Origin of the sequence: Bacillus sp. ISL-35, assembly GCF_018613355.1 — a bacterium.
Classification (GTDB): Bacteria; Bacillota; Bacilli; order Bacillales; family Cytobacillaceae; genus Mesobacillus.
On record NZ_JAGGQK010000004.1, the window covers coordinates 419790 to 432096 of the forward strand.

The following is a 12307-nucleotide window of genomic DNA, read 5'->3' on the forward strand; positions in this document are numbered from 1 at the left end:
AGGAAAAGCAATGGTTGAAAAACAAGTGGAAGTCAAATTGAAAACTGGGCTGCAAGCTCGCCCTGCCGCATTATTCGTGCAGGAAGCAAACAGGTTCTCATCCGATATTTTTCTAGAAAAGGATGGGAAAAAAGTAAACGCGAAGAGCATCATGGGCCTAATGAGCCTTGCTGTAAGTGCCGGCGCATCAGTGAACCTGATCGCCGATGGAAATGATGAAGAAGAAGCCGTGGCGAAACTGGCTGAATACATCCAGAACGAGAATTAAGTAACAAGGTTTCTGATAAGAACACAAAAAACTCGCTCCCGTTAAAGAGCGAGTTTTTATTTCGATTATTTATCCTTCTTTTCTTCCAATACATTACGAGTGATGATCTGGTCAACAAGACCGTATTCCTTCGCACGCTCAGCTGTCATGAAGTTGTCGCGGTCAGTATCTTTCGCGATGACTTCAAGCGGCTGGCCAGTACGCTCGGAAAGAATTCCATTTAGCTTTTCACGAAGGAAAAGGATACGCTTCGCAGCGATTTCAATTTCAGTCGCCTGTCCCTGTGCACCGCCAAGTGGCTGATGGATCATGACTTCCGCGTTTGGAAGTGCATAACGCTTGCCTTTCGTTCCGGCAGCCAGAAGGAATGCACCCATGGATGCAGCCATACCGATACAGATTGTCTGTACATCCGGCTTGATGAACTGCATAGTATCGTAGATTGCCATACCGGCAGTGATGCTGCCGCCCGGGCTATTGATGTAGATGGAAATGTCTTTTTCCGGATTTTCAGCTTCCAGGAAAAGCAGCTGGGCTACGATTGAGTTGGCAACATTGTCATCAATGCCGCTTCCCAGCATAATGATGCGATCCTTTAAAAGGCGGGAATAAATGTCATATGCCCTTTCGCCCCGATTCGTTTGTTCAATAACTGTAGGAATCAAGTTCATGTTTGTTTTCCTCCTTTAACGTAAGATCATTTCACCGCTTTAAGAAAAAGGCATTACAGCCCTTTTTTAAAGCAAATGACTGCCCTTAAATAGACAGATTGCAGGCTGGCATAAACTGGTTCGTTTGCCAGAACACCTATGTAGTTTAATGATACACGCATGGTCAATAAAGGTCAAACGAATCGCTTTTAAAGCCTGCATAAACTGTTCGACAATATATATATTCCAATTTACTGTACCGTATCCATCTTACCCAAGATTGTCATTTTTAAACAAAGCGCTGGCATTGCTGACAAAAAATCATCCTTGCAAACCGTGAAAACTTATCCTATAATAGGTAAGCGTAACGCCAACTTCCAAACATGCCCTCGTGGTGCAACGGATAGCACGTAAGATTCCGGTTCTTGAGATGTGGGTTCGATTCCTGCCGAGGGCGTTACCAAAATGCTTCTGCGCTTTTTGCGCGGAGGCATTTTTTGCTTTATAGGAAATTACTAAATCTGAATGAGGTTCTTGCGCTTTTTTTTCGTATGGATACCATGCCAAATTCTTTCCATACACCAAAGCTTGTTTATCATGTAAAATGAGGGCAGGGGTGATCTTAGATGGATTTGAAAGCTGGATTGTTTCAAAAACAGACGTTGAAATTGGCAATGACTCAGGAGCTGACCCAGGCAATTGCGCTCTTGCAGTATTCAGCGCAGGAGCTTGCGGCGTTTCTTGAAGCTAAATCGATGGAAAACCCCCTGCTGCAAGTAGACTTTAAAAATATTACTCATTTTGATTCGAATATGGATCGTAAGAGGAAGACGACAAAAAGGACGTTCGAACGGGACCAGAAGAATTTGATTGAACAAATTGGTTCTGGCGAGAGCGAAACGCTTGAAGAATACCTTCATGCCCAGCTGAATTCCTTAAAAGCATCACCTGAAGAGAAATTGATTTTACCAGTGTTGATTGAAAACATAGATGAAAACGGTTACCTGAAGATGGGTCGCGATGATCTTGCAAAAAGGTTTGGTGTGGATGAAGAAATCATTGATTCCGCCTATTTCAAGCTGCAATCATTGGATCCCGCCGGTATTGCGGCCGGAGACCTTCAGGAGTGCCTGCTGCTCCAGCTTACAAGGCAGAAGCGGACACCAGCCAATCAGCTGGCCATCACGATCATCCGTGACCACTTCCTTCTCTTCGCGGAAAAAAAGTGGAAAGCACTCGCGAAAATACTAAATATAGAATTGAAGGATATCCAGAAGGTCCATGACGAGATCCAGAAGCTTAACCCAAAACCAGGATCTTCTTTTCAGCGTGGAAAGCCGGCCTATATTGTTCCCGATGTAGTGGTGAAGCGTGTAGGAGAAGATCTTTCCGTAAGTGTATATGATGCCTTGATTCCGAAAGTCTCTTTTAACGATGGCTATTACCGGCAGTTATCACAGCATAAGGATCAGGAAGTCAATAAATTCCTCCAGGAAAAGCAGGGGGATTACCAGTGGATCCGCCGCAGCCTCGAACAACGAAAGGAAACACTTATGAAGGTGTCGATGAAAATCATCGAAAAACAGCCGGACTTTTTCCTGATAGGTCCTTCCCATCTGTACCCGATGACGATGAGGGAGGTGGCGGATGAGCTGGAAATCCACGAATCAACCGTCAGCCGGACTGTACGTGAAAAATACATGCAGACACCATGCGGAACCTATGAATTGAAATCATTCTTTACAAGTGGGGTGGCCACCACCGAGAACGACCAGGCCTCATCGCAAACTGTAAAGGCGGCAATCGAGAACTATATAAAGGAAGAAGATAAACGAAAGCCGATTTCCGACCAGGCTATTGTTGAAATGCTCAAGGATCGTGAAGGGATGGTCGTCTCGCGGAGAACGGTCGCGAAGTACCGTGACCAGCTGGGGATTCCATCCTCATCGAAACGGAAGCGGTTTGATTAGATTTTATTTGTTTGTTTGGTAAAATGGATGATATTTCCGTTATGCAATAAAGGGCCTTAATTTGCGAATAAACTTCTTTTTTGCGAATAAAGCCTCTGACCTTGCGAATAAAACCATCTGTTTGCGATTAAACCCCATTCCAATCATTAAAAGGAGCCAAAAATGAAAAAAACAGTCAAACTATACTCTCGTCCGCGCTGCCACTTATGCGAAAACGCGCGCGAGACTCTCGAAGAACTCCAGCAAAACTGGAATTTTACAATAGATGAGATCAATATCGACCTTGATGACGAGCTTGTTGAGAAGTATGGGATTATGATTCCGGTTATCGAATTGGACGGGGAAGAGCTTCAATACGGAATCATTAACAAAAAGTTCATAAGTGAAGCGTTTTCACGAAAAAAGCTTGAGTTTATTGGTTGATTAAGGTTTTCACTCCTGTTAGAATGAAATCTGTAGCAGGGGTGATTTTTTTTACCGCAAGTGGGACATAATATGTCTTGGCGGGACATTTGACGTCCATCACTTACAAAGGAGAATATCAACATGGACTTATCGCTCATTGATATTCAAAAAAGAATATTGCCCGATTTATTGCAAGTTATGCAAAAACGATACCTCATCCTCCAATACATAAACGTGATGCAGCCTGTTGGCAGGAGAAACCTTTCGGTCAGCCTGAATTTGACTGAACGGGTTTTGCGTTCTGAGGTAGAGTTTTTGAAAGACCAGAATCTGATCTCGATGTCGGTTTCGGGAATGACGCTGACCAAAGAGGGAAAAGATATACTGGAAAGTCTTGATAGAGTAATGCGGGACATAATGGGTATAAACACATTAGAGCAACAGCTCCAAAAGCGCATGGGTATTCGAAAAGTCATTGTTGTTCCAGGGGACAGCGACAAGTCGCCATGGGTGAAAAGCGAGCTGGGGCGTGCGACAGCCGATAGTATGAAAGAGTTCCTCCAAAGCAAGAATATCATTGCGGTAACTGGAGGTTCGACGATGGCGGCTGTGGCGGAAAGCCTGACTCCCGACTTTGGCGAAAAGGATTTAGTGTTCGTGCCGGCAAGGGGTGGAATCGGCGAGGATGTCAAGAATCAGGCAAACACGGTTTGCGCGATCATGGCGGACAACACGAATTCCCGCAACCGGGTCTTTTATGTACCTGACCAGGTCAGCACCGAAGTTTACAAGTCCTTCATTAAAGAACCGCTGATTTACGAAGTATGGAATTTAGTCAAATCAGCAAGCATGGTTTTACATGGTATTGGAGACGCTATTACAATGGCGGAACGCCGCAATACCAGCCCTGAGGATTTGCAGAAAATCCTTGATGGAAAAGCAGTCGGCGAGGCTTTTGGCTATTATTTCAATGAAGAGGGTGAAATCGTCCACAAAGTGCTGACGATTGGCCTTCAGCTGGATGATCTCGCAAATATAGGCAATATTATCGCGGTTGCCGGCGGACAGTCGAAGGCAAAGGCAATCAGGGCCTATATGAAACAGGCACCCTCCTCGACCATCCTGGTCACGGATGAAGGAGCCGCTAAAACATTGTTACAAGGGTAACACCTTAATATAAACAACACCTTTTATAGGAATCAAAGGAGGAAATACTCATGGCAGTAAAAGTTGGTATTAACGGATTTGGACGTATTGGACGCGTAGTTTTCCGCGCGGCATTGAAGAACCCTAATGTGGAAGTAGTTGCAGTTAACGATTTAACTGATGCAAACATGCTTGCTCACCTTTTAAAATATGATACAGTTCACGGAACATTGAACGAAGAAATCACAGTTGACGGTGACTACCTTGTAGTTGACGGCCACAAAGTGAAAGTACTTGCTGAAAGAGATCCAGCTCAACTTGGCTGGGGCGACCTTGGCGTAGAAGTAGTAGTAGAATCTACTGGCCGTTTCACAAAGCGTGCTGATGCTGCTAAACACCTTGAAGCAGGCGCGAAGAAAGTTATCATTTCTGCTCCAGCTTCTGACGAAGATATCACAATCGTTATGGGTGTTAACGACGACAAGTACGATGCAGCGAACCACCATGTAATCTCTAATGCATCTTGTACAACAAACTGCCTGGCTCCATTTGCGAAAGTTCTGAACGACAACTTCGGAATCAAGCGCGGTATGATGACAACTGTTCACTCATACACAAATGACCAGCAAATTCTTGACCTTCCGCACAAAGACTACCGTCGTGCGCGTGCAGCTGCGGAAAACATCATTCCTACAACAACTGGTGCTGCAAAAGCAGTTTCTCTAGTATTGCCTGAACTTAAAGGCAAATTGAACGGTGGAGCAATGCGTGTTCCAACTCCAAACGTTTCACTAGTTGACCTTGTTGCTGAGCTTGAAAAAGACGTAACAGTTGAAGAAATCAATGCTGCATTCAAGAAAGCTTCTGAAAACGAACTTAAAGGTATCCTTGGATACAGCGAAGAGCCACTAGTATCAAGCGACTACAATGGCTGTGCAAACTCTTCTACAATCGATGCACTTTCAACAATGGTTATGGAAGGCAGCATGGTAAAAGTTATCTCTTGGTATGACAACGAGTCTGGCTACTCTAACCGTGTAGTTGACCTGGTTGATTTCATCGCTAAAAAAGGTCTGTAAGCAAATATTGGATTAACCATCCATTTACGACTATAATGTAGTGGGATGAAAAGGGGAGCGGGGTAAATTCCCTCTCCTCTTTTTCTGCTTAATCGCGCATATGCGCCATTTTAAAGGAGGTCTCTAGCCTTGAACAAAAAGACAGTAAAAGATGTGGATGTAAAAGGAAAACGAGTTTTTTGCCGCGTTGATTTCAACGTGCCGATGAAGGATGGACAGGTTACGGATGAAACAAGGATCCGTGCAGCGCTGCCAACAATCAAGTACCTGGTTGATCAGGGTGCAAAAGTCCTTCTTGCAAGCCACCTTGGCCGTCCAAAAGGGCAGGCTGTTGAAGAATTGCGTTTGACTCCAGTAGCAAAGCGTCTGTCTGAGCTGCTAGGCAAGGATGTAAAGAAAACAGATGAAGCTTACGGCGACTCTGTAAAATCTGAAATCGACAGCATGAACGAGGGCGATGTCCTGCTTCTTGAGAATGTCCGTTTCTATCCAGGCGAAGAGAAAAATGATCCTGAACTTGCAAAAGCATTTGCTGAGCTTGCAGATGTATATGTGAACGATGCATTCGGAGCTGCACACCGTGCCCATGCTTCAACAGAAGGCATCGCTAAGTACATTCCAGCTGTTTCAGGCTTCCTGATGGAAAAAGAGCTTGAAGTACTTGGAAAAGCATTGTCAAACCCAGAGCGTCCATTCACAGCAATCATAGGCGGCGCGAAGGTAAAAGACAAAATCGGCGTTATTGACAACCTGTTGGAAAAAGTAGATAACCTGATCATCGGCGGCGGACTGGCTTATACATTCGTAAAAGCACAGGGCCACGAAATCGGCAAATCTCTTTTAGAAGAAGATAAAATAGAATTGGCTAAAAGCTTCATGGAAAAAGCAAAGGCAAAAGGCGTGAACTTCTACATGCCAGTTGACGCAATCGTTGCCGACGATTTTTCTGCGGATGCAAATACAAAGGTCGTTCCGATTGAAGAAATTCCTGCAGACTGGGAAGCTCTCGATATCGGACCGAAGACAGCTGAAACTTACCGCGATGTCATCCAGAAGTCCAAACTGGTTATCTGGAACGGACCAATGGGCGTATTCGAAATCGATAAGTTCGCAGAAGGAACTAAAGCTGTAGCACAAGCATTAGCCGATGCAAGCGATACATATTCAGTCATCGGCGGAGGCGACTCTGCAGCAGCAGTCGAGAAATTCGGACTTGCTGAAAAAATGAGCCACATCTCCACAGGCGGCGGAGCTTCCCTCGAATTCATGGAAGGCAAGCAGCTGCCAGGCGTTGTAGCATTGAACGATAAGTAAGATTTTAATTCGGAGCGGTGTTGCAGCAGTGCAAGGGTGCGGATCCTGATGACTGTTGCCCCGCCCGCTATGTAAGACCCAACATCTAGAATGTAATTTTTAAAGTAACAGCAATCTTGAAAGGAAGTGTCAGCATGCGAAAACCAATCATTGCAGGTAACTGGAAAATGCATAAAACGCTGCCTGAAGCAAAAGATTTCATCGAAAAAGTAAGCGGACTTGTTCCATCAAAGGACAATGTTGAATCTGTTGTCTGTGCTCCGGCTTTGTTCCTTGGTCAGCTTGTCGAGCTAACACAGAATTCAGACGTTGAAATCGGCGCACAAAACATGCACTTTGAAGAAAGCGGTGCTTTTACAGGCGAAGTAAGCCCGAAAGCGTTGCAGGACATCGGTGCGAAATACGTCATCATCGGCCACTCTGAACGCCGTGAAATGTTCAATGAGACGGATGACACAGTTAATAAGAAGACATTGTCTGCATTCAAATACAATCTGACTCCAATCGTCTGCTGCGGCGAAACGCTTGAACAGCGCGAAAACGGCGAAACAAACGAGTTTGTCGGCGGCCAGATCAAAGCTGCGCTTAACGGACTTACTGAGGAGCAGGTAAAACAAACTGTCATCGCCTACGAACCGATCTGGGCGATCGGAACAGGCAAATCTTCCACAGCTGAAGATGCGAACGAAACTTGCGCTCACATCCGCAAGGTGGTTGCAGAGCAATTTTCACCAGAGGTGGCTGAAGCAGTCCGTATCCAGTACGGCGGAAGCGTAAAGCCAGCTAACATCAAGGAATACATGTCACAGCCTGACATCGACGGCGCTTTGGTCGGCGGAGCAAGCCTTGAGACAGATTCCTTCTTGCAGCTATTGGAGGCAGGTAAGAATGAGTAAAAAGTCACCAACAGCATTAATCATTCTGGATGGCTTCGCATGCCGGCCTGAATCGAAAGGCAATGCCGTTGCGCAAGCGAAAAAGCCGAATTTTGACCGCTATTGGAACAGTTTCCCGCACGCGAATTTGACGGCAAGCGGCGAAGCGGTCGGCCTTCCAGCGGGCCAAATGGGTAACTCTGAGGTAGGCCACCTGAACATCGGTGCCGGCCGAATCGTTTACCAGAGCCTTACACGCGTGAACATTTCCATCCGTGAAGGCGAATTTGAAAAGAATGAAACCTTCCTTGCAGCGATCAAGCATGCAAAGGAAAAAGGCACCGCCCTTCATCTGATGGGTTTGCTGTCTGACGGCGGAGTGCACAGCCATATTGAGCATATGTTTGCTCTATTAAAGCTTGCAGCTGATGAAGGCCTGACTAAGGTCTATGTACATGGCTTCCTTGACGGCCGTGATGTTGGCCCGCAAACTGCGCCAGGCTATATCAAACAAACTCTTGAAAAAATGAGTGAAATCGGAGTCGGTGAATTTGCGACGATTTCCGGGCGATACTATTCAATGGACCGCGACAAGCGCTGGGAGCGTGTGGAGAAATCCTACCGCTCAATGGTGTACGGCGACGGACCTACGTATTCGAACCCAATGGAACTCATCGAAGATAACTACAATAACGGGATTTTTGATGAATTCGTTGTTCCATCTGTCCTTGTTAAGAAAGATGGATCACCAGTTGCGACGGTCCAAAGCGACGATGCTGTGATTTTCTACAACTTCCGTCCTGACCGCGCAATCCAGATTTCGAACACTTTTACAAATAAAGATTTCCGTTCATTCGATCGCGGCGAAGGCCATCCTGAGAACCTTCACTTTGTGTGCCTGACACACTTCAGTGAGTCGGTTGACGGTTATGTGGCGTTCGAGCCTACCAACTTGGATAACACTATTGGTGAAGTGATTTCCCAGGCAGGAATGACCCAGCTTCGAATTGCAGAAACGGAAAAATACCCTCACGTGACGTTCTTCATGAGCGGCGGCCGTGAGAAGGAATTCCCTGGCGAGCAGCGGATCCTGATCAATTCGCCAAAGGTTGCGACTTATGACCTTCAGCCGGAAATGAGTGCTTATGAAGTGACAGATGCATTGATCAAGGAAATCGAGGCAGATAACTTCGATGCGATTCTCTTGAACTTTGCGAACCCGGACATGGTAGGACATTCAGGTATGCTTGAGCCAACCATCAAGGCTGTCGAAACAGTGGATGAGTGCCTTGGACGCATCGTTGACCTGATTGTTTCTAAAGGCGGAACAGTGATCATCACTGCTGACCACGGAAACGCGGATGAGGTTGTTACCCTTGAAGGCAATCCGATGACCGCACACACGACTAACCCGGTACCTGTCATTGTGACGAAGGAAGGCGTGGAGCTTCGTGAAGACGGAATCCTCGGCGACCTGGCACCAACAATGCTTGAATTGCTGGGACTGAACCAGCCAGCTGAAATGACTGGAAAATCGTTAATCAAAAAATAAACTTTAAATTATAAGGAGAGATACCTATGCCATTTATTACAGACGTATACGCACGTGAAGTATTGGATTCCCGCGGAAACCCAACAGTTGAGGTAGAAGTTTTCACAGAATCGGGCGCATTCGGACGCGCACTAGTACCAAGTGGTGCTTCAACTGGTGAATACGAAGCAGTTGAACTTCGTGACGGCGACAAAGACCGTTACCTTGGAAAAGGTGTTTTAAAAGCAGTTGATAACGTAAACGAAATCATCGCTCCATTCCTTATTGGCGAAGAGTTCAATGTACTTGACCAGGTTGGAATTGACCAGGCACTAATCGAATTAGACGGAACAGAGAACAAAGGCAAACTGGGCGCTAATGCCATCCTTGGCGTGTCCATGGCTGTCGCACACGCTGCTGCAGACTATCTTGACCTTCCTTTATACCAATACCTTGGCGGATTCAACTCCAAGCAGCTTCCAGTTCCAATGATGAACATCGTGAACGGCGGCGAGCACGCTGACAACAACGTGGACATCCAGGAATTCATGGTAATGCCTGTTGGCGCTGAAAACTTCCGTGAAGCACTTCGTATGGGTGCGGAAATCTTCCACAGCCTGAAGTCTGTTCTTAAAGAAAAAGGCTTGAACACAGCTGTAGGTGACGAAGGCGGATTCGCTCCTAACCTTGGTTCAAACGAAGAAGCACTTCAAACAATCGTTACAGCAATCGAAAAAGCGGGCTACAAGCCAGGCGAGCAAGTGATGCTTGCTATGGACGCTGCATCTTCTGAGTTCTACAACAAAGAAGACGGCAAGTACCACCTTTCTGGTGAAGGCGTTGTTAAAACTTCTGCAGAAATGGTTGACTGGTACGAAGAAATGGCTTCTAAATACCCAATCATCTCAATCGAAGACGGTTTGGATGAAAACGACTGGGAAGGCCACAAGCTATTGACTGAGCGCCTTGGCGGAAAAGTTCAGCTTGTTGGTGACGACCTGTTCGTTACAAACACGAAGAAGCTTGCTCAAGGTATCGAGCAAGGCGTTGGCAACTCAATCCTGATCAAAGTAAACCAAATCGGTACTTTGACTGAAACATTCGACGCAATCGAAATGGCGAAGCGCGCAGGCTACACTGCAGTCATCTCTCACCGTTCTGGTGAAACAGAAGATTCAACTATCGCTGACATTGCAGTTGCAACAAACGCTGGCCAAATCAAAACTGGTGCACCATCACGTACAGACCGCGTAGCGAAGTACAACCAGCTTCTTCGCATCGAAGACCAGCTTGGCGAAACAGCTCGCTTCAACGGAATCAAATCATTCTACAACCTTAAGAAGTAATCTTACGAGGAATTCAATCCCCGTAAGACCGAACGCCGGTAGCATGACGATGCTGCCGGCGTTTTTATGTTCAGTATGAATGTTAATAAGGGACCATGACGGACAGAAAAGTTGTCAAAAGGGAAGAAAGTGTCCGTCATCGAGGCTATGACGGACAGAAAAGTTGGCTAAAGAGAAGAAAGTGTCCGTCATCGAGGCTATGACGGACAGAAAAGTTGTCAAAAGAGAAGAAAGTGTCCGTCATCGAGGCAATGATGGACAGAAAAGTGGACAAAAGAGAAAAAAATGTCCGTCATCAAGGCTATGACGGACAAAAAAGTTGTCAAAAGGAAAAAAGTGTTCGTAAACCAGTCCATGACGAACAAAATATAAAATTTTCTCCGTTATACAAAACAATTCATTCCTCAAATAAATAGGCTGTTTTTCCATAATACTATAACTAAAATCAACAAAGATAGGAGCCAGTTGTAATATGAAAAAGTTCCTCCTTGCTGTAATCATGATTGTTTTTTTCATACCATCAGTCTTTTCGGGGACTGCCATTGCCACATATACCAGTACTAAAGCTAAAGTATCTTCTCCGGTAAAAAAGAAAGGAGTGCCATCCTCTGTAAAAAGAGAGAAGTTCGAAAAGACGGGACACGTATTCTGGGATATCCCGGTGGAAGAGAAGCTTGTGGCGTTTACGTTTGATGACGGGCCGGATCCTACCTACACTCCTCAAATTCTCGATGCATTGAAAAAATACAAGGCTAAGGCGACGTTTTTCGTGATTGGCGAGGAGGCGGAAAAATACCCTGAGATCGTTAAACGGCAGGCAGCAGAAGGGCACGAAATCGGCAATCACACATATCGTCATCATTTCCGTGATGGCTATTCCCCAGCAATGTTGAAGAAAGAACTCGCTAAAAATTCCGAAGTTATCAAAAGCCTGACTGGAACTTCGCCCACTCTGTTCCGCCCGATTGCCGGCTATTATGACAAGGAAATCGTCGATACGGCGATTAAGGGCGGCTACAATGTCATCCTCTGGTCATGGCATCAGGAAACAAGGGACTGGAGCAGGCCAGGAGCAGCCAAGATTACACAAAATGTCATTTCCGATACTCGTCCAGGCGATGTGATTATTTTTCATGATGCCGGCGGGGATCGTTCGCAAACGGTGAAGGCGGTTGAGGACATCCTCGAGATTTTATATGAGAACGGATACCAATGCACGACCGTTTCGGATCTGCTGTACAGATCGAATTCGTTGCTTCCTGCTTCATTAAACTAGCGTAAGTGGTCAAGTATGACATGTATGTGCCCAATAAAATTCACAACAATTCGGACAAGTATTGTTTCATTCCCGAAAATGTGATAAATTTAAAATACTGTTAGCAGTTTTATCGGGAGGTACGTCATGCATACACTTTTAACCGTTCTTTTAGTGATTGTGAGCCTTGGGCTTATTGCGGTTGTTCTACTTCAGTCAGGCAAGAGTGCTGGTTTATCCGGTGCGATTTCCGGCGGCGCTGAGCAATTGTTTGGTAAGCAGAAGGCAAGAGGGCTGGATTTAGTCCTTCACCGAGTCACGGTTGTTCTATCTGTTCTATTTTTCGTCCTGACTATTGCCGTTACTTATTTCAAACTATAATACAAACAATGACCCGGCTTCCACAAGAGGCCGGGTTTTATTGTGTGCAAAAAACCTCACATATTTAACCTGAATGTGGGTATTTAC

The 12307-nt window shown here is 45.7% G+C and carries 12 protein-coding genes and 1 tRNA gene; 12 read left to right on the plus strand and 1 reads right to left on the minus strand.

All coding sequences use genetic code 11. The annotated features are described in order from the left end of the window. Positions 1 to 10: 10 nt before the first annotated feature. Positions 11 to 268 carry an HPr family phosphocarrier protein gene (locus J7E38_RS08000; protein ID WP_214706371.1) on the plus strand — a complete coding sequence of 86 codons (258 nt, stop codon included), beginning with the start codon at positions 11 to 13 and terminating at the stop codon, positions 266 to 268. A gap of 65 nt (positions 269 to 333) precedes the next feature. Here J7E38_RS08000 and clpP read toward each other — a convergent pair whose 3' ends face one another. Next, positions 334 to 939, minus strand: a complete 606-nt coding sequence (gene clpP, locus J7E38_RS08005; RefSeq protein ID WP_079506851.1) for an ATP-dependent Clp endopeptidase proteolytic subunit ClpP — start codon at positions 937 to 939, stop codon at positions 334 to 336. Positions 940 to 1303: 364 nt separating this feature from the next. Between clpP and J7E38_RS08010 the strand changes: the two genes are divergently transcribed. From J7E38_RS08010 to secG, 11 genes are all read left to right on the plus strand, one after another. Then, positions 1304 to 1375 (plus strand) — tRNA-Arg (locus J7E38_RS08010). A 169-nt stretch (positions 1376 to 1544) separates the two neighbouring features. After that, positions 1545 to 2888, plus strand: a complete 1344-nt coding sequence (rpoN, locus tag J7E38_RS08015) for an RNA polymerase factor sigma-54 (protein ID WP_214706373.1) — start codon at positions 1545 to 1547, stop codon at positions 2886 to 2888. 162 nt (positions 2889 to 3050) lie between these two features. Next, positions 3051 to 3311 (plus strand): glutaredoxin family protein, encoded by a 261-nt coding sequence (locus tag J7E38_RS08020; protein ID WP_214706374.1) that lies wholly within the window; start codon positions 3051 to 3053, stop codon positions 3309 to 3311. 123 nt (positions 3312 to 3434) lie between these two features. Next, positions 3435 to 4460, plus strand: coding sequence for a sugar-binding transcriptional regulator (locus J7E38_RS08025; RefSeq protein ID WP_214706375.1), 1026 nt, complete (start codon positions 3435 to 3437; stop codon positions 4458 to 4460). Positions 4461 to 4510: 50 nt separating this feature from the next. Next, positions 4511 to 5518, plus strand: coding sequence for a type I glyceraldehyde-3-phosphate dehydrogenase (gene gap, locus J7E38_RS08030; RefSeq protein ID WP_079506865.1), 1008 nt, complete (start codon positions 4511 to 4513; stop codon positions 5516 to 5518). Between the two features lie 129 nt (positions 5519 to 5647). Beyond that, positions 5648 to 6832 (plus strand): phosphoglycerate kinase, encoded by a 1185-nt coding sequence (locus J7E38_RS08035; protein WP_214706376.1) that lies wholly within the window; start codon positions 5648 to 5650, stop codon positions 6830 to 6832. Positions 6833 to 6966: 134 nt separating this feature from the next. Continuing rightward, entirely contained in the window at positions 6967 to 7728 is a 762-nt protein-coding gene (gene tpiA / locus J7E38_RS08040) for a triose-phosphate isomerase (RefSeq protein WP_214706377.1), read from the plus strand. Beyond that, positions 7721 to 9259 carry a 2,3-bisphosphoglycerate-independent phosphoglycerate mutase gene (gpmI, locus tag J7E38_RS08045; protein ID WP_214706378.1) on the plus strand — a complete coding sequence of 513 codons (1539 nt, stop codon included), beginning with the start codon at positions 7721 to 7723 and terminating at the stop codon, positions 9257 to 9259. Before tpiA ends, gpmI begins: the two co-directional genes overlap by 8 nt. Before the next feature lie 26 nt (positions 9260 to 9285). After that, positions 9286 to 10584, plus strand: a complete 1299-nt coding sequence (gene eno, locus J7E38_RS08050; protein WP_214706380.1) for a phosphopyruvate hydratase — start codon at positions 9286 to 9288, stop codon at positions 10582 to 10584. A 472-nt stretch (positions 10585 to 11056) separates the two neighbouring features. Next, positions 11057 to 11860 carry a polysaccharide deacetylase family protein gene (locus tag J7E38_RS08055; protein WP_214706382.1) on the plus strand — a complete coding sequence of 268 codons (804 nt, stop codon included), beginning with the start codon at positions 11057 to 11059 and terminating at the stop codon, positions 11858 to 11860. Between the two features lie 126 nt (positions 11861 to 11986). After that, positions 11987 to 12220 carry a preprotein translocase subunit SecG gene (secG, locus tag J7E38_RS08060; protein ID WP_214706384.1) on the plus strand — a complete coding sequence of 78 codons (234 nt, stop codon included), beginning with the start codon at positions 11987 to 11989 and terminating at the stop codon, positions 12218 to 12220. Positions 12221 to 12307 lie beyond the last annotated feature (87 nt).